The sequence below is a fragment of the Vibrio sp. 2304 genome (genome assembly GCF_033339475.1).
Lineage (GTDB): Bacteria > Pseudomonadota > Gammaproteobacteria > Enterobacterales > Vibrionaceae > Vibrio > Vibrio alginolyticus.
This window is the reverse complement of sequence record NZ_JAWOUQ010000007.1, coordinates 107900-127470: the sequence shown is the minus strand read 5'-3', so window position 1 is coordinate 127470 and position 19571 is coordinate 107900. Positions and strand designations below refer to the sequence as shown.

The following is a 19571-nucleotide window of genomic DNA, read 5'->3' as shown; positions in this document are numbered from 1 at the left end:
TTGTATTGCTTTTCTTAACGGCTTCGCCTAAAAAGCCGACCCTCTCACGAGCCCTATTGTGTCGACTTTGTCCTTCCCAAAGTCAATAAAATATGGGAACAATAATTTATAAATATTTGGTGTTATAATGTGGTATTTATAGGGGTAAGAGTGTATAATAAATACATGAAAACAAAGACATAGTTTTCATGTTAACTGATTTTTAAATAGCTTGGGGGCTAAAATATGTCAATTGATAAAAACTTCGCATACTCACTTCCTTGTACTGTAGGTAAGCAATTCAAACCATTTCATCTAGTGAATGTTCCAGCTTCAGTATTGGTCTCACTACTAAACATCGATAACAAGGGTAGTGTACTTAAACGTAGCCAGCGAGAGGTAAATATGAAGCGAGCGAAAGATTTCGCGAAATACCTTGTGAACAACTATAAGCGTTTTTACATCATTCCAACTATCATTGGTGTGGTTGTGTCGAAGAAAGATAAAAAGCCTGAATTTGAAGAGGTTATGGAAGGAGCGCGAGTTGGTCTACTTCATATATCTATGGATAGCTCCATTAAGCTATTCGATGGCCAACATCGTTCTGTTGGAATCGACTTCGCTCTAGAAATGTTGTGTGATGAACTCGCCGAGTTAGGTTTTGATCTAGAGAACGTAGATGTTCCTATTATGCTATACACGAACTTGACACTTAAAGAGAGGCAGTTGGGCTTTTGTGACATCAACCAAAACTTGGCCAAACCTCAACAAAGTATTTCAGATGCCTTTAATACACGTGACCCTCTTCCATGTTTAGCTCGTTACATAACTGAGAACTGCGTTGCGTTTAAAGACCTGGTTGATATGGAGCACAATACTATCACCAAGAAGTCTGAAAAGTACTTTCCTTTGAAAGCTATCAAAGATATCAACCAAATCCTGCTGGGGTTGAGTAAGGAAGTAAAAGAAATCTCTGATTCAAAGTACCAGCTAGCAAACGAGTTTTGGACTACTGTTTCTAGAGCCATGGGTTGGGGAGGCTTAGCATTTAGCGATACGTCAGCAGAAGAATTCCGTAATACCTGTATTCTGACTCATGTAGCTACACTAAAGGCTATTGCAGTAGCTGGAAATATCGCAATGAATCACTATGGCTCTCTCGAAGCAGTTCAGTGGGATAAGCTTGAAGAACTTAACTACTCACGCGATCTAGGTACGTCTGACTTTACTGGCCGCATCATAGATGACAAGAGTGGCAATATGTCAGTGAATAAAACTAGCATTGACTTGGCTGCAAATAAACTCCTTACAACCCTGGGTGTACCACTTTCTGAAGCACGGCAAAAGTTAGAGGATCAGTACTTTGGTTCTCAAAGTATGAGCGATGATAGTGGTGACATTGATGGAGCAACAGAACAAGCCGCTTAACCAAGTTTTAATTAGAGAAGCCCTGACTAAGCTCAGGGCTTTTTGTTGCGAGTAAACAATATAACGCATTCACAATTTTCTCTCCACTAACAGGGGTTTCCCCTAGTCGCCACCGAGGCCCACCCGCCGGACTTACCCCTAAGCACTAAGAATCGTTCCTCTTCAAGTGCTTCATTTAATGAAACCCTAGAGCAATCTGATTGCCAAAGAAAAGAATTTGTCATTCAGATTGCTACCCTAGGGTCCAAAAGTTTATCTCGCTCAAGGCTGCTAGACCTCCAGCGCCATAGCAATGCCAACATCAACCCCGTTGTCATTGCTATGGCAGTTTGCTGGTGGTCTAAATGAATCGCCTTCGGCGAGCTAGAAGCTTTTGTATCGCTTTTCTTAACGGCTTCGCCTAAAAAGCTGACCCTCTATCGAGCCCTATTGTGTCGCCTTTGTCGGGGCTAATGTCAATCGAAAGGACAATACTTATTTTTTAATATATCGTGTTATTATATGGTATTTAACTGGGTGGTTTGATATACTAAACACAAGTAAGTTACTGTTTATATTGTTAAATTGCTTGGGGGCATTATGAAGACAGTTATTCAAAACATTGAAAAAGTGACTATTGGTCATATAGTAGGCGGGGTTAAACAGGAGTCAGAAGTACGTCTATTAATCATTGAATCTAAGGACGTTGGCACGTTCGCTACATGTGTAGTAGAGAATGATGAATTTGGTACAAGCTTGTATGAGGTATGTAGCGTCAAAAGTCTAGACAACATTGTTGATGATGTTCAACAAGGCAGAAAGGTCGCGCTTAGTACATGGGAGCCTACCTTAATCCCTAATGTCGAGTATGTAGCGGAGCAGTTTGAGATCGCAGAGCTATTAAGTAACAAACCAAATCACATTAGTTTATTGAAGTAGGGGCACCACTATGAGAACCGAGAAACAGATTGAGCTAATTAGTAAGCACTATAAAGACCAGATCAGTGTATTCAGCGGAGAACCGCATCTAATGGTATGGACAGAAAAAGGAACTGGCTTTGTTTCAGTCAAAGAAATGTCTCAGAATAAATTCGATGAATTCTTTAAGGTTGCCCTTAAGCGTGAAGAAAAAGCTAACAATGAAGTTAAGCTAAAACAGATTTGTGCAGATTTCGGGGTTCTAGAAATACTTCAGTCAACGGCTCAATGGCGGGATTCAATCGAATCATTATTGACCTTGTTTTCATTTGCGTTACTTCCGACACGCCTTGTGGAGCTAGAGAAGGAGCTTGAAAGAGCAGCGTTGTCATTCGACCATCAATAGATAAATATTGCTCAGATTTACTGGGCAATATTTGCTCTCCACTAACAGGGGTTCCCCCTAGTCGCCACCGAGGCCCACCCGCCGGACTTACCCCTACATCACTAAAGCTCGTGCCTCGCTAAGTGCTGTCATTGAAATTTCATTCAAACCTAAATCACTATGGACGCCAACAAAAATCCGTTGTCATCCATAGTGCAGTGGTAAGGTTTGATGAATTTCAATGTATCGCTCAAGGCTGTTAGACCTCCAGCGCCATAGCAATGCCAACATAAACCCCGTTGTCATTGCTATGGCAGGGTGCTGGTGGTCTAAATGAATCGCCTTCGGCGAGCTAGAAGCTTTTGTATCGCTTTTCTTAACGGCTTCGCCTAAAAAGCTGACCCTCTGTCGAGCCCTATTGTGTCGTCTTTGTCCGGTCTAAAGTCAACTAAAATAGTTAAGTATATTTTACTTTATTGTGTGTTCTAATATGGTATTTATAGTTGCGTTTATTTATAATACATACTCTGAACAAATAAATATCATAGGCTTGGGGGCAGTATGAAATTAGAAGTTATCATCAATAATTACACCATTATTTGCAGTCGTTTATTCGGTTATGTTGGGAAAAACAATGTCGGTTTAGTAGAGGGTAAGTTTATTTCGATTACCTATGAAAAGGTGATCAATGATTCAATATACATGGACTCAGACATAGCTTTTATCTTAGGTACTAACTCGGATATCGACACAAGACATAATATCGTAGAAATCCTAAGTTGCTTATCAGAGGAAGGGCATCGTGGTTCTTCTTTATCAAAAGTAATTTCAATAGGTAAGTTTCTGCTAGGGAAGAAGTTTAATGAACCTAGGTTAAAAGTGATGAAACAGTTTAGGGGAAAGACGGTTTCTACTTATGAATGGGATGTGTCAGGACAATCCTTAATAATCGAACAGACCAATGAGCCAGATTCATTATTATCTAGTTTCAAACTTATCTAGCGATATCTGTCATATATCAATTGAACATACTAGCTAATTGAAAAGGAATATATTAAGGGTAGGGGGAACATATTGAATTTAGCAGCATTGTTATTACGCATTTACGCAGTAGCTGACGCTCTAACATTTATTTTTGAGCGTTTGGGTTTCTCAAATGTGGCTGATGCTTTTACAGTATTTGTACTAATTGTTGGGTTTGCAGAGGCTTTCGGTCTAATAGATAAAATTGTAGAAACTATCAAAACGAAAACGAGTACAAAGCAAAGAGTAAAATTGGCGATACTTTTAATTTTAATACTAATAACTATCCAATTGTAACAAGTAAATTTGTTTCAATTGGACGCTCTCCACTAACAGGGGTTCCCCCTAGTCGCCACCGAGGCCCACCCGCCGGACTTACCCCTACATCACTAAAGCTCGTTCCTCGCTAAGTGTTGTCATTGAAATTTCAATCAAACCTAAATCACTATGGACGCCAACAAAAACACGTTGTCATCCATAGTGCAGTAATAAGGTTTGATGCATTTCAATGTATCGCTCAAGGCTGCTAGACCTCCAGCGCCATAGCAATGCCAACATAAACCCCGTTGTCATTGCTATGGCAGGTGCTGGTGGCCTAAATGATCTGCCTTCGGCAGCTAAAAGAAGTTTCAACGCTTTTCTTAACGGCTTCGCCTAAAAAGCTAACCCTCTATCGAGCCCTATTGTGTCGTCTTTGTCTGGATATAAGTCAATTAAAATAGTTAAGTATATTTTACCTATATTTGTGTTTTAATGTGGTATTTTAATCTGGTTTTGGTATAATGGAAACAGTTGGGAATACTACTGGCGGGACAAAAAATGAAAGTAACAGTTCATAACTTCTACATCACTAACGGCAAGATTATTGGTCAAGTTGGTGACAACGATATGGGTTTAACTCAGGGGAGATTCTTTAGCGCGGAATTTCAGAAAAAAACTCCAAACGCTGTCTACTGTGAACTGGGAATAAAATATGAATTCGGCAAAGCCTCAGAAACACCTATCGGAGACCTTGTGAAAGAAAAGTTGTTCGATCTTCAATTCGAGATTACGCAGGGGTCAATAGTTGCTAAGGCACAAGAGTTACTGAGAGAAACGTTTGGTGTGGAAACTACGCCTTCTGTAATTTCAGAAGTCCAGTACAAAACACGTTTAGTACGTAAATTAGAGTGGTCATTCTTTGGTCGCAAGATCACCATGACAGAGTCAATTGATCACTCTGGATATAGCGAATTATCCATTTAAGCACTTAGGGCTAAAGCCCTAAATGCTTAATTTCCCGCTTCTTGGGGGTCACCCCCGACAGCTCGGCCCCAGCCAACCCGTCATCCCCCGATCACAATGCAATATTAAAGAACTTGACATTGATTATTTCGATCTATATTTTGGCGAAGCCCTTTTAATTATTTTAAATTTAAAAGTATTAAAATATTTTAATTCTAAAGAAGGGTCTGCGTTTTGTTTGACAGACTTGTTTTTCTCCCATATTTGTAAATATCAAAAATTACACTGTCCTTTTGGGCTCCTTTCTATGACCTTTAAGTGTCCGATTACTCTCACTGTGACGTAATACTTTACTCACTTATTAAATGTCCATCGGGTATATTAGCTTGATTATTGCCATCCAATTGCCATTACAGTCCCACCAAATAGCCGCTAATCGGTCAGGACAAAAAAGACCCTTTGCCAGGGCATATCTACAACTGTGAGTAATTAAGGCTGTGGTGGATTTATCTTAAGTTATCAACTTAAGAGCATGTTTTAGCTTTAGACAGCTCAATGTGTGATGTTGCCAAAGCGATAGATGCGTCCATTTTTAGGATGTTAAGAGACGTATCTTTTGAAATAATGTGAATATTTTGAGTGAAGGCTAGGGGGATGTTGGGGAGAGCAACTGAGGTCTACTTAGAGCAAGGAGCTCAGAACAATTTACTTTAAAATGAGGTTGGAACCTTAATGATAACCTTCCACCTTTGTATTCAGAAATTGAAAATACTATTTATTATTTGACCTATGTGAATAACGAGGTTGGCAAGCAAATGGCTAGTGTGGCACGTGGGGCCATCGACTGTCATCAACTGACTTAGTGTATAGACAGTCAGAGCCAAGTTGTGTTGTTCCGTTAGAACCTCACAAGCGAATGTTAGCTACAAATCAAAGTATTGAGCTCCCATGATGTTCAGATGATTAGGCAAAGAAAACGTCGGTTGCTTGATTCGGCTCTTGACGTATGTGCTAACGTAGAAGCACCAAACTGGCTTAACTGACTAAATAAGCTTCCAATTGTCGAGGACTTAAATTATATATATTTGCAGCCTAAATCGTCGATTTGACGAAGGCGGTGTTCGCGAACATTTTGCATCACTGTAATACGATTAAAGTCTCGGTCAATCATGGGATTTAGCATCGGTTGAGGTACTCAAAGCTCTGCATGTTCATTAAGTATAAGATGACATATTAAAATTGCTCTTACACTCTTAGTGTATATTATCTATGTTATGTTAAATTCACGACGATTGGAATTTTGTACACGTAGTTGTTACCACCTACCAAATATCAATAAGTTAGATACCTCCTTTAGAAAGTTGACTATGTGAAATCTCTTTCCCCTGTGAATTTGAAATTTGTGAGTATTAAACATAATGGCCATTTACCATAAAATACGTTATCAGAAGATCTATTTAACTAAAGTTAAATAGATCTTCTGATAAAAAATAACTTAGTTTTCGATTACTCTTACTAAGATTCGAAGCAATATTTACTCATTTTATTCTTTGGTAGTTTTACTCTATGTCGTTTTTCAATTAACGTTGATACCTTGCTATTCTGGCAATATTCCCATGTATTTTGTCTAATCACTACATCGACTAGGTCTAAATTTAAACCTAAGTATTTTTGTACATTTGAACTGTCAGAAAATTGTACATATACCATTCGATTCTTTTTCGATATATAGAGAGATGATACTTCTATTTGGTAATTTCTCTCCAAGTTCTCCTTTAACTTCTCTCGCCAGTCTTCAATCAACACCTGCCTCCTAAAGTGAAAATATTTGAGGTTGTCACATACATGCTATATATTGCATTTATCACTAAAAAACAATAGAGATATTTTACTATGTTTAACGACTGTTCAACACTATTTATTGGGTATGATGACGGTAATGCCCAACATAAGATCTCAGCTGAATCTGTTAAAACCTCCTTTCCTACACACATCCAACGTTCGACTGAACGTTTTGCGGTACTAGATGAAACCTTTTCAGTATCAAGTAATGCTCCTGTTCAAACGAAATTTACTTCTGCTGTTACAGGTAACGCTTACACCATTGGTGAGGTAAAACAACCTATTCCCAGGAACGATGACTTCTCCAATAGTGAAGCAGCTCAGGTTTTACTGCAGCATGGCTTAAATCAATTTGGAGATGAGTTACTCAATAAAAAGTACGTTCTTTGTACTGGAATGCCATTAAGACAGTTCTTTAAAACAGATGGGTCCGTCAACGAAAACAATGTTAAGCAAAAGATGCTCTCTATGCAGAGATCTTTTGATCACTTAGGTACTGACCCGGAATCGAAGCTGCGGAAGTCAAATATTGAAGCTCTACTTGTTCAGCCCGAAGCACTAGCAGCCCTTCGTGTATTCCTATTTAAGAGAGATGATTCAGGGATGTTGGTACATAACCCTGAATACATAGGAAAAACGATCGCAATCGCTGATCCTGGTGGTAAAACAACTGATATAGCTGTGTTTGACGATGGAACTATTGATATGGATCGTTCTGTCACCCAGGACATCGGGTTCAATCAGATTGTCAAAAAAGCATCCAACTACCTTTACGATTTAGGTTTCACCACACCCACACATCAGCAGTGCCGTAAGTTAATTGATGAAGGTATTGTTACAGTTCGGGGGGTTGAGAAAGATCATTCTGAATGGGCAGAGAATGCACGGAAGGAGCTAGCTAGTAAGATTTTTGGCGCAATCACTGATACCTTATCTAAAGCTGTAGATATTGATTTAATCATATTCATTGGAGGTACTATTGCCGCATTGCGTGAAGAAATTACACCTTTAATTGAAGAGTATTACGGTAAAGATAACAACTCATTCCTCATACCAGATGAAGCAGACAAGCTAAACGCTTGGGGCCTTGAGTTGTTTGCAGAGCTTTGGTACCAAAACAACAAAAAGAATAAGTAGGCAAAGGTCATGGGGCGCTTTTCATTAAAAGTGGAAATAAGGATACCAAATGATTACTCAACAGAATGCCGAGAGTTAGCGAATTCAAAATCAATAACTCTCAAATCGTTAGTCGAAGAGTTAATTAGAATTGGGTATTTCATCGAAGAGGGTGAGTTCGATAAGCTTATGTATTATTTTGATAACATCCTCCCTCATGAGATCAGAGACTGGGATTGGTGCCGCAACTTAGGGTTACACATTGATAAAGTAAAGAGAAGAGCTAGCATACACATAACGGATTCTTCTGTGTATCACCAAGGTCTCGTTCATACTTATTTGTCTGCACATTCCGAAAACGATCCCAAGCAAGCTCTTAATGATGTCAACCAACATGCTATCAATATGATGAATTCTGCTATTCATTTCCTTCAAAACCAAAGTAATAAAGAAAGGTTTAAGTGTAATGAGTACAAGACACTCGAAAATGTTGAGCAACATTTGGCTAAAATAGCTTCAAGTATTGAAAAGCTTTCAAACCACCCTATTGGCTTTAGAGCTGTTGAGGGGCAAACTGAACAGCCAGATGCTTTTTCTACGAAAGATGATTATCTTGAAAGTAAAGATGGTGTCTCTGATAGCTTAGCTATTGATAATTTCAACATGGAGTCATTGCTGATAGCTTAAGAAAAATGGGGCTTAGCACTGTTTAGTTAAGCCCCACTTTTGAAAGGAGTTGGTACCTATTTTATTCGTCAAAGAGAGCCTCAATTTGTTCATTGTCTAAGTCCCCTTTCCGACTTTTGAACCTATTAAAACCTTGTTTAACTGTTTCTTTAACTCTTGCTTTAACAGCGTTAAAAAAGTCCTTCCAGTCGATCTTGTAATCTGAGTCCAATGTGTATGCAATAATGCTAGGAATTGAAGATCGTGCAACGCTATCCAGAACAGCCATCTCTTGTGGTGTCGGTTCCGCCTCTTCTAAATGCAATTCAAAAACCTTGATCGTTATGTACCACTTCTCACTATCGTAGTGTACTAAGTCACTATCGAATTTCGAAAGGAGAAATTTAATCTCGTTAGAACTTAGTTTATAGGTAGGGAAACCAACGACAATGTTCATGAATTTTGCAGCCATACCATTGTCTATTATTTTTCTTCCTGGAATCTGGCTAGCACTACCCTTTCTGAGCTCGTTTTTGATGTGTGAAAAACTACAACGCTCTGTGAACTTAGCCCTAAGTTCGACTAGGGTGTGTTTTGCTGCTCTATCTGCAATCGTACTTGCTTCAGTTATACTGATTTTTTTGTTCCTATTTTGTTTTAGCAAAATTGCTGTTTTAAGTCTTCTGGCGTATAAGCCAGGGAAACCTTCTAAGTCACTGTAAGGGTAATCGTATGCTGATTCTAAACATTGTTCATACAGTTCCACCCAAGGGCTTTTTAACTCTTCTAGCTCTACAGTCATTGTGAACTCCACTTTCTATTGTTTATAGTCCATTTATAGCATATATCTAATTTTATTAACACAAAGCTGACTTAACATTTGCTATAATATATAATAGAATTCTTAGCAATATGGTTATTACCGCAATATAATAAATACAAAAGTAGTAAACCTTTGATTTAAGGTGATAAGAATGCCAAAAACCAAAAAGTTACTTATCTCTAGGCTGGCAGACATTGTTCAAAAGATTGAACTACTAGAGAATCCCAAACGCAACGCCCGAATTTTAGAGTTGGCACTAGGGCTAAATGGTGAGGGTCCACATACTCAAGCTCAGATTAAAGAATTTCTTGACGTGGAGTACCCAGAAGCAACTGTTAGTACCGAAAGAATCCGTGTCATCAAGAGTGTACTTGTAGATTCGTTTGGCAAGGAACTAGTTAAATCGTGGGATGAGTTTTTCGAAAATCTGTTTGATTACCTGTACTCTCAGGTCCCAATTGAAATTGGGCTACTTGCCCAACGCTTAGCCGATCCCAAATATCAGAGTTTTAACCCCAAGCTTGGACATCAAGAAGCATTTAGTGAAAAACCATTTAATGTTTTGGGGCTGATGAAAATCCTAGAGTTCAGACCAAAAGTCGACACGAGACAACTCAAAATTAAGAGGCTCTATTTTGAGTTCAATGACACACGTATAAAGGGTCGTGAGAGAAATACTAAAGAGTCTACGCTTTTCCTTATTCCAAACAACTTTAACGTTAAGTTAGAAAACCTTCTTAACCACGCAGAACGAGCTGTAAAGTTTAATGGGATGATACAAGAGCAAATCTTACTACCTCTCATGCCTAAAAAGCTGCCTGTACATAAAAGAGAGGAATTAGCTCACTCTTTGCTTATCTGTCATAAGGATTTCATGTGGCTAGATGAGCGATTAGGCTACTTGACCCTAACTAACTCTTTAGATAATAGGATTACAAGATTTGCAGCTAAGATTTTTAAAGTTGTTGATGAGATTTCAATTGCCCTATTTTCATGCCAAATATCAAGAGCAGTACGGGCCCAAGCTCGCGCATTAAGAAGTGACTCAGATTTAGAGTTTCTACAAGAGCGCTCAAATTTATTGAATAATGTCTCTTATGGTTCTGACATACCTTTCAAAGTGCAAGACGCTTTAATGTATTTCGTTAGAGCGGGATTATGCACGATTGATGAGAGCAATACTCTTCGTCCTACTGAGCTGTTACTGGATAACGTTGATGTTTCTCTTCGTCGTTCAGAAGAAATAATGATGGACGTACTAAAGAATGCACCAAACCAAACGTTAAGTAACTCTGAATTCCGCGAGAAAAGCATAAAAGAGATATCTGAGAGGACAGCAAAGCTGTATGACGAACGTTTTGAAGATTTTATTGCTAAGGACATTATTCTTAAGAAAGACCAGCTCGTGCTTTTTAATAGGGATAGCGTTGACTCTTTAAAGAGATGCACTAGAAGCGCTATTGAATCTCAAAGAAGCATTTATAAAGGCGCTCGACAACCTCTTTATCTAAGACTAATTGAACTTGCCAGTTTATATATTGAACGAGCCAAGAAAGCTAACGCTTCAATTGCATCTAATCGTACACAGTTGAGAAAAGCTAAGGCAGATAAGAAGGTGAAGCTTGAGAAAATCGAATCTCTTGAATCAACCTCTTCTGACTTACGTTTGTTAAAAGCAGAGTGCTCTGATTTCTCGTTAAGAGTTGATAAGTTACAAGAGGAATTGCAACGATTAAACAGAAAAGTTTCTCAGTATGAAAAGGCAGGTGAATCTAGGAGATCTTTGTTGAACTCAGAACTTGAAAGGATTCATATTGCTGAAAGACACATGTCATTCTGCGAGCGATTGCTAACTACAAGAGACTCAATTTATGAAAAATCAATTCAAATCGTTGTCGATGAGCTTTGTTCTACTCTGATGTCACTCAAAAGTAGTGAGGTTGATGAAGAAATACTCAAATCCAAGTCAGACGTTGCTATTAACGATGTTCTCGGCTCAATTCTAAACAGAGTTGAAGGCATCGATTCTGAGTTTTCTAATGATCTCGAGAAGCTTAAATTTACTGATATTCTAATCTACCGTGTGATATCAGATTCGATTTCCTTACTCGATAGACTCGACTCTGAGCTACCAGAACCAAATGATAAATTTTCAGATTTGATATTGAATTTGATTTTGGAGTTACCTGAGGATTCCGATGGTAATAGGAGCACTACGTATAGCGAGTTTAAATCAGCTTTAATCGAAAGAGCTATCGCTGACGAAAGAAACCATGCTGTTGGCCACTTCAACCAACATAATAGCTATAGCCCCCTCTTTGTTCGTGTGAGAAAAGCGGAATACTCGTACGTAGGTACTGAAGCTTCTAAGCATGCTGACTTTGAGTATATATAACTAAGAGATCAGGAGTACAAATGCTAAAGATTTTTAACAAATTTATGATGTTACTTGCCCTATTTGCTACCGTAAGTTTGGTGTCATCAGTTGTTGAAGGAAATGCAGTCTTAGTCTTTATGACGTCGGCATTTGTACTTGGTTTGCTATGCATCATTCATAAGTTCAAAGGTGGAGTACTATCTCCTACCCTCTTAAAGGCCGTTGAGGTTGCAGTGGTAATTGTATCTATTGGATGTTTGCTTACAGCTCCTCCCGGCGAGGGATTTTACGTTTTAGCTTGGTTATGGACGACCGTGTTTTTCACGCTGTATAAAAAGGCCGATACTCATGTCTAATTCATTAAGCAAAAAAGTTAACATACGTGGGCCAAATAACTACCAGTTTTTAAAGTGGATTCTGGATGCTAACGATAATTTTTTGGCACTTAACCACTGCAATGACCCGGATGGTTTTCGTACAACATCTAAAGCAATTCAATCTCAGCTTAATAAAATTGATGAAACGGATGTACAGAAGATTCGGTCTACTTTCATGCAATTATTGGTTTTCTTTCCAGAGTCTAGAGTAGATAAGTTCGTCGGTTTGTTTCATGCTGCGAAATCTCGTGATAAAACTTCAACAACCACAATGGCACTGTCTAAGCTTACCAAAAAAAGGTTTGATTCCTTATGTAAGAGAGTAGCTAAGTCTTCAACGAATGATGAGTTTTTAAATCTGCTACTCGATTTAGCGGAGACAGAATATGGGTTGGATGAAAGTAACATGAGGTAGTGGTTTGGTAGGGCCCATATTACTATTCATATTAGAAAATAAAGCAGCTACGATAGCTGCTTTAATTTAAAAATTAATAGTTAAAAAACTGGGATTGTTGACTATGAATGCTATGTAAGAGCTTATCACTATATATGGCCCCAGTGGATACTGCCCTCTCGTTCCTCTTATATATGTTATGACGATGAACACAAACATAAAGAGTATTGTGAGCATTGTTATCTCTACGCCAGCCCAAGCCCCTATACCAGCCCCCAGCCTTAAATCACCATTTGCCATTCCAATATTTTTGTAAAGCACTTTATGCATAGTATTGAAAAGGTAAAGAAGCCCATACCCTAATAAAGCACCGCTAAGCGATTCTTCGGAAGATAGATAGCCATACTCTGTACAAGCCAGAACCAAACCAGACCATAAAATGAAATTTGTTAGTTTTTCTGGTAGAAATTGACTCGCTAGGTCAACCAAAAACGCCATTGCTGTTAGGCAAAAGAAAATGAGCATTAAAAGAAACTGCTCAAATGAAGTTGCTATTTGGTATAGAGTCACCGTTGAAGCGGCTACGGTAATTTCTAATACAAATACCTCTTTATAAGTTTGGTTGTTTCCCTTCAGGCCACCAGCAATGCAGGAGAAAGGTACCCAGTATCCAACACTTTTGCATAAGCTAGTGAAGTCAAACCGTCCTTCACGGTTACTTGGTTCTAAAGAGTATTCAGGATAATAGGTGATGAGATCATTTCTGATCTCATCTTCTTCAATTTGTGGCAGAAATCCAGCTATGACATAAGTGATCTTTGCAATGAGACTACCAGTAATTACCAGGAACAGATAAGAAATCATTGTTATCTTGTAATCTCCATAGTTTCTTGCTCTTTGGAGTTCATATCAGAACGCGAACCATCACCTCTTCGCAATGTTGCTCTCCATGGCTTATCTAAATCAATCTCCGTTTTTAAAGGAGTACTAATTTCAGTTAGATTCTCAAATGCTTTAGCTACGAAGTAGCTGTATGGCTCACGTTGATTCTTCTTCGCTGTTCGAGGCATTTCTTTTGCAGCTTGTATTTCACGTTCTGCTACCAAACCAGCTGCTGCAGATTTTAAACTTGAAATCTTTAAGGACTTTTGTGTCCCATCTAGTGGGTCTTCATACAGTAGATTTTGTCTACTACTAGGGTCATTCTCAATAATACCTTTCTCTTTAAGATCGTTAACTACCTTCCTTACTCCAGTTTCGTGCAGTCTGGTAGCAACTTTGTTGTAGTATTTAGATAGTTCACCTGTATTACCCACAGGGCTATTCCATATGCCGAAAAGAGCTTGCCTAAGCGTATCCTCAGGTATTTGACGTTTTTCAATAGCGTCCTTTAGACAAATTCGACTAAAGTATATAGGGTCATTAGCGCCCTTAATTGGGCTTGAAGGCGTGGTAAGATATTCATGTACCTTTGCGTGTAGCTTTTTATCAAGAGCAGAAAATTTCGTCACGTAGCCTTGCTCATTGCGTGTAGATTCGATCATCATCCCCACTCTAGCTTCAGTCGCCAACCAATTGCCTATTTCACTAGCTTTAGATGCATATTCTTGTTTAGCTAAGTTGTCTTCAGGTTTTTTTATTGATACCAATACTTCAAGTGCTTTTTGAGTTAGCTCTTTGGTATCTGATTCTGGAGATGTCTTTGATGCGTATAGGAAGGCTGCTTTCTTTTGTATAGCTGACTGTCCTTTGTCGCCTACAAGTTCATTAGCAAGTTTCACATAAGCTTTTACATCAGGATTATCATCGAAGTCGAAGTCATTAATATTGACCTTTGTTGTCTCCGAGAATGTTTTGGTTACAACCTGGATAGGCTCCTCTGATTGGTTAGTCACTTCTACTTTATGTGGTGTCTCAATTCTACTTGTAACGTCATGGACGTCTATGGCATTTTTGGCTGCACTCTCAGCTATGTTTGTAAGTAGTCCAGTAAGATGGGCCACACTCTCCTTATCTGAGGATTTGAGTGACTGAAGTACTTTTAAAAGTTCCTTTTCTATCTCACTTTGGTGTTGTCCATTTCTGGATTCATCCTTTATCTCGTTTGCAGGAGCTGTATTTTCTATGTCAGGGCTTGTTGTGTCTTTTGACGGTATCGCATCTGAGGATGTCTGTTCACTATTAGGGTTATAGGAAGAGGAAGTACCATCAAGGTCTGGTGCAACATCTAGGTTCGCATTAAAGTTTTGGTTCTCAGAAAGCGCAATTTCCTCAAACATTTCGACTTGCGCCTGGATTGAGTTTGCGGCTCGTTGTTCATTCCAAGCTTTCTGCTTAGATTTATCGAATATAGACGTTAATTGTTCTGTTGTTGGCACATTAACATCTGGAGCTTCTACGTCTACTAAAGGTAAATCGATTTCACTTCTAACATTCAAAGTAGAGGCTTCTACAGTGGTTGTTGATTTCCAATATTTCGAACTATCGGCCCAGGCACCTACCGTCGTAAAGCTTGAAATTCCAACAAAAGTATCTTTTGGTGTGAACTGGTCACTAAAGTTAATACTTGTAGCATTTAGTTCATCTAACACTAGCTGACTTAATGATTTTGCCCCAGTATTAGTTTTTATTACTTGTTCATCGCTGTTTGGTGGTCTTGTTGTAGAGTTGACAAGCACATCTGTCGTTCTATCAATCTTCTCCATAGATTGCTCAGCCAAGGAACGCTCGCCTACCCCTGTAGTTTTCTGATGCTTAAGATCCAGTCCATCGGACTTGGGGTCAACTTGACCCAATTCAATACTTACGTCATTGATTGTCGTATCTATACTGTGTCTTTCTGCTTGACTTACAGATGATGGCTGTTCGTTAGATACGGATTGGACTTCCACTTCTTGGTCAGCTAACTCAAACAAATCTATTGTGCCCTGGTTTTCAACATGTTCTGAGCCAGCAACACTAATGGTTTGCTCTTCCTCATCTATGCCGAAATCATCAAGACCCCATTCAACGTCTTCCATACCTGAAAAATCAGGCATATCGCTCTCTAATGGGTCGATTGTTGAGGGTTTAAACGATGGGGCGTCAAGTTCAGATAATTCATCCAACCAGTCATCTGCATTATCGAGTAATTCTGGGCTATCCGTTTCTGCCTCAACCTCAATGCTCTCTTCCAGGTTATGATTGCCGTGAGTGAGTTCATCGGACCAAGCGTCAGGGTTAGTCAGTTCTTGCTCGTGGTTTACAGGCTCGTTGTCTGTTTCTAGGTCAATAGCATCAACTATATTTTCTTTGAGCTGTTCTAACTGGGCTCCCTCTATTTCAGGTTCCAGTTCATTCATGTCAAGGTTAGCTAATGTGTCAATATCAAAGTTGAAATCATCGACAATGGGTTCTATTTCATGTGTGGTTTCAATAAGATCATGGTCCAAGCCTGTATATTGTTCTCTGAAATCAATATCGAAGCCACCATCGGCAGCAAGCTCTGCGAAGTTGGTACTATCTAAGGTTAATTCATTATCGTTATCTAAACCTTCTGTATGGGCGTTTTCGATGTTGTATAGCTCAATTAAGCTAAGAGTCTTTGTCGGCTCTCCAGTTGATGCATTAACCCAGCTACCCTCTTGGTTCAACATTATCGGGGTATCATTTGATATTGGGAGTTCGTACGTCCCCCAATCTGTTGAATCAATTTGTACTAAGCAGGTTTCTAGTTCTCGAGAAAGTTGACCAGGTTCCTCTTGCAGTGGTGCTTTTGGCTGCAATAGCGGTAAATCCACAGGGTCGATTGTTGTTGATATAGGCGTTTCACCATGCTTTGAAATATAGTAAACGGTTGTAGGTATGGTGAATTTAGTGCCATTCAATGCGTCAATTTTATTCTCTGCAAGAGCCAATGAATCGAACTCATAGTTACCGTTTACAGCTCCATTAGGTGCAAATGATTTAACTGTGTAAGGTTTTGACTGCCGCTCAGCGGGTTCGATATAGAAGTTTTGATCTGCACTAGAAAAAGCAGATGTATCGATATCAATAATGTTTGGTTGAGAGCTGATTCTGTCAAGCTCATAAGCAACTTCATTACTGTCAATTTCTAATTCAGTTACTGGTTCAAGTTCGTTTGTCGTCGTACAATTTATTTTGATTGTCTGATTTGAGTTTTCGAGCTTTGCTTGTATCGACCTTGGGTCCACTAATGTAGACATTACTTCCGATACGCTGAGGCCGAATTCTTCCTCAAATGTCCTTGAAGTAGTTCTGTCTGGCTTACCATCTGCATCAATATCTCGTAATACAAAGTTTTGATCAGTAAGCCACTGATAATTATTGTTACTAAAATATATTGATTCGACTACAGCGTTGATGTCTTGTGCAAGGTCTGCTCTGCTGTTGTATCTCGGTTGTTTCAGCCCTTTACTACCTCCGATAACAAGCTCACCATCTTCAGAAACTCTTATTGGTCTAGCAAATGTTCCCGTTTCATTCTCAACAAGCAAAACGACATCATGGGCCAATTGAATATCCCTAATATCGTTGTATGTATCTGCGGAAGTAAAAGGTACTTTTGATTCCTCGTCAAAGCATCTGTATGTTGAACCAACATATTCGAGAGCTTTGGTGTAAGCACTATCAAGGTTTTTTTCAGCTTGAGAAAACTTCTCATAAGCTATCTGAACTGCGTGTCCCTTTTCAATTTCTAGGTTTATTAAAATTTCTTTAGCGGTGTCTGCTTTCTCAATAGTTTGCCAATCTCCGTCGATGTGACGTTGTAGCGAATATGACACTATTCGTTCTATATTATGTTCATTAGGAGCTACGTTAGCTTCTTGAACAGGTAGCTCAGAGACTCGGTGATCTATTCGCTCTTGTTCTACGGATACTGCTTTTGGAGTTTCGAATTGCATTCCAACGGGAAAGCTAGTGGTTAGTAGGGTCCCATCGATGCCATATGCATCAAAGATATCAGTGAATTTATCTCTTTCTGCATCCAGAAATTTCCTGGGAGCGACATACTCTTTTGATGGTGTAGTATTGTTGCTTATTACCAGCTCTAACTGGTCTCCCATAACTTCTATAGCTTTATCATATTCAAAAATATCGAATAAATTATTGTAGTCTGTAGCCTTAATTGCAGTGGCTTCTGGAAGTACATCTAACTTTTCCCAATCAACGCTAAAGCTTTTTACCCCAAATTCGTCGTAAGCTTGAAGAGCGACCTTCGCGCCTGTATTCAAATTAAGAGCTCTAATCGAGTGTTCACTCGTAGGGGCTTTTAAAAAACAGTCATTATCTGAGGCGTTTAATAGGGGGTTGTTAGGGTAGTCCTGGCTGTACCGCTTTATTGCGTGAGAGATATTATTAGCAAACATCGCACAAACAACAGCAACATCTAAACCACGTTCCTTAGCGGCGATAAACAAAGACCCTCCATTAGCAAAGCCTTCACTCGTTATGATCGTTGTCTTAGGTGTAATATTGCCGAGTTGAACAAAATTGTTTTTCATGTCGTCATTCATGACTTCAAACATTTTGTTAGTGGGATTTTCTTTGTTCCAGGGAGAGCCATTATGGGCTAAGAACTGTAACCCTCTAGTCTCCTCCACATTAGGGCCCATTTGAATGCTAACCGCTGGTTGGTCGTATAAAGATGTTAGTCTCATCAGACCATGGAGTTCTGGATAGTTTAGTAAGGCCTCCAAATGTTTTTTTTGGATATAAGTGCCTTTTACGGAATCTTTAGTGAGTTCTGGTTTTTCGAAATTGGCATCAATTAAGGTTTTAACCTCGATCTCACGTTTAGCGTTAGCTTCAGCTATCTCTTGCATCTTCTGTTGATGCTTAAGCTCTGCTTCTTTTGCGGAGGCAGCTATTTTATCCGCTAGTTCTTTTTGACGAGTTTCGTGAGCAAGACGAGCTTGCTCAGCTGTTAGGTTTGCCTCGTTACCCAAAGGGGCACAAGGTAGACGTTCGCACCAGCCTTTGAAGTCAGGTTTAAAACTGATAAATGTAGAGTCTCGACCTATAAGCGAAATACCGACGGCAAGTGAGACCGTTGGCGTTATGTCACTCGGATTTTTGTCGTTGTAAAAAACCCTAATCCCAGCAGCAACCGACCATTCTGACTTTTTACCGCCTTTGTGGTGGAATTCCTTAGCGATACCTCCGACTTTTGCACCATTTTCACCAATAGTTGGAGAGTCAGCGTATGAGTTTAGGTCAATGTCAAAATCAACGCGCTTACCACTAGAGCTTGTGTACTTTTGACTATCTGCGTAACTTTGTATCTCACTTAAGTGCTCTTGAAACATATTTTTACCAAGAAGCTGCAGTGATTTAGTGTCTGCTTGATACGTTTCGCTCAACATTAGCTCATAAAGTTCAGCTTTGTGTTGATACATTTGAGCAGGATTAGCTAGTTCATTTTCATGAACCCCGTTATTTAGAGACTTTATGTTTTCTCTAACTAGCTTCTCTAATCTAAAAAGTGAAGAATGATCTATGTACCCAAGTTTAACTGCTTGGCTAGAGAACTCACTTAAAAGTGAATCTTGAGCTTTGTGAGTTTTATCTAAGATTGATGCTGAGTTGTGTTCTGGACTAAACCTACGTTGCCATGCTTCATATGCTTTGTTTTTAGCGGCCACATACTCAGGATTTTTATATACATCGTCTCCGGTAGCCCTGAGCTCACTTGCAATTTTTCCGAGCTTTTTACGCTCTTCAAAGAATTCAGAAATACCATTTTTTGAATAGACTTCAAATCCAGATGTTAGATGGATGGCCAATGCAGCGGCTTTAGCCCAATGAACTTCTGCAAATTCCCTCGAATAAGTTTCATTGAGACTTTTTGACTTTCCATTCACGTAATCGGAAAGCTTTAAACTAGCACCCATTGAGTTCTTGGAGCGTCCGAATGGATGTCCATAATCTCTCAAAATAGTTTTGTTACGGTCTTTTTTAGTGGCATAGACCGTGCCTCGGAGACTTGCTTCTAGTCTTTCTACAATGTTACTAGGTGTATTGTGATTCATAGTTCCCCC

General features: G+C 39.2%; 14 protein-coding genes. 11 read left to right on the top strand and 3 right to left on the bottom strand.

From position 1 onward, the window contains the following. Positions 1 to 225 precede the first annotated feature (225 nt). From R7P64_RS15490 to R7P64_RS15455, 8 genes are all read left to right on the top strand, one after another. Entirely contained in the window at positions 226 to 1407 is a 1182-nt protein-coding gene (locus R7P64_RS15490) for a DGQHR domain-containing protein (protein WP_025767162.1), read from the top strand. A gap of 579 nt (positions 1408 to 1986) precedes the next feature. Further along, a complete protein-coding gene (locus tag R7P64_RS15485; RefSeq protein WP_025636798.1) occupies positions 1987 to 2325 on the top strand; it encodes a hypothetical protein in 339 nt (112 codons plus the stop codon). Positions 2326 to 2335: 10 nt separating this feature from the next. Continuing rightward, complete coding sequence (locus tag R7P64_RS15480; RefSeq protein ID WP_025767163.1) at positions 2336 to 2710, top strand: hypothetical protein; 375 nt, start codon at positions 2336 to 2338, stop codon at positions 2708 to 2710. A 540-nt stretch (positions 2711 to 3250) separates the two neighbouring features. Continuing rightward, a complete protein-coding gene (locus R7P64_RS15475) occupies positions 3251 to 3691 on the top strand; it encodes a hypothetical protein (protein WP_025767164.1) in 441 nt (146 codons plus the stop codon). A 72-nt stretch (positions 3692 to 3763) separates the two neighbouring features. After that, positions 3764 to 4009: a hypothetical protein gene (locus R7P64_RS15470; RefSeq protein ID WP_025636793.1), complete on the top strand. Its 246-nt coding sequence runs from the start codon at positions 3764 to 3766 to the stop codon at positions 4007 to 4009. Between the two features lie 522 nt (positions 4010 to 4531). Beyond that, positions 4532 to 4957, top strand: coding sequence for a hypothetical protein (locus R7P64_RS15465; RefSeq protein ID WP_025767165.1), 426 nt, complete (start codon positions 4532 to 4534; stop codon positions 4955 to 4957). A 1872-nt stretch (positions 4958 to 6829) separates the two neighbouring features. Continuing rightward, positions 6830 to 7915 (top strand): ParM/StbA family protein, encoded by a 1086-nt coding sequence (locus R7P64_RS15460; RefSeq protein ID WP_025634167.1) that lies wholly within the window; start codon positions 6830 to 6832, stop codon positions 7913 to 7915. A 9-nt stretch (positions 7916 to 7924) separates the two neighbouring features. Then, the gene (locus R7P64_RS15455) at positions 7925 to 8581 is read left to right on the top strand and encodes a hypothetical protein (protein ID WP_025634166.1); all 657 of its coding nucleotides are present in this window, start codon (positions 7925 to 7927) and stop codon (positions 8579 to 8581) included. A 61-nt stretch (positions 8582 to 8642) separates the two neighbouring features. Here R7P64_RS15455 and R7P64_RS15450 read toward each other — a convergent pair whose 3' ends face one another. Beyond that, positions 8643 to 9362 carry a hypothetical protein gene (locus R7P64_RS15450; protein ID WP_025634165.1) on the bottom strand — a complete coding sequence of 240 codons (720 nt, stop codon included), beginning with the start codon at positions 9360 to 9362 and terminating at the stop codon, positions 8643 to 8645. 172 nt (positions 9363 to 9534) lie between these two features. Here R7P64_RS15450 and R7P64_RS15445 point away from each other — a divergent pair, with 172 nt between their 5' ends. Genes R7P64_RS15445 through R7P64_RS15435 form a run of 3 tightly spaced genes read left to right on the top strand, consistent with a single transcriptional unit; the run spans position 9535 to position 12552 of the window. Further along, complete coding sequence (locus R7P64_RS15445; RefSeq protein ID WP_025634164.1) at positions 9535 to 11778, top strand: hypothetical protein; 2244 nt, start codon at positions 9535 to 9537, stop codon at positions 11776 to 11778. 20 nt (positions 11779 to 11798) lie between these two features. Next, positions 11799 to 12116 carry a hypothetical protein gene (locus tag R7P64_RS15440; protein ID WP_025634163.1) on the top strand — a complete coding sequence of 106 codons (318 nt, stop codon included), beginning with the start codon at positions 11799 to 11801 and terminating at the stop codon, positions 12114 to 12116. Next, a complete protein-coding gene (locus R7P64_RS15435; protein ID WP_025634162.1) occupies positions 12109 to 12552 on the top strand; it encodes a hypothetical protein in 444 nt (147 codons plus the stop codon). The genes R7P64_RS15440 and R7P64_RS15435 overlap by 8 nt, the downstream gene beginning before the upstream one ends. 66 nt (positions 12553 to 12618) lie before the next feature. Here the strand turns inward: R7P64_RS15435 and R7P64_RS15430 are convergent, their stop codons facing one another. Both R7P64_RS15430 and R7P64_RS15425 read right to left on the bottom strand, forming a co-directional pair. Next, positions 12619 to 13395 (bottom strand): prepilin peptidase, encoded by a 777-nt coding sequence (locus R7P64_RS15430; RefSeq protein WP_213899637.1) that lies wholly within the window; start codon positions 13393 to 13395, stop codon positions 12619 to 12621. Between the two features lie 2 nt (positions 13396 to 13397). After that, a complete protein-coding gene (locus R7P64_RS15425; protein ID WP_025634159.1) occupies positions 13398 to 19562 on the bottom strand; it encodes a hypothetical protein in 6165 nt (2054 codons plus the stop codon). Positions 19563 to 19571: the final 9 nt, after the last annotated feature.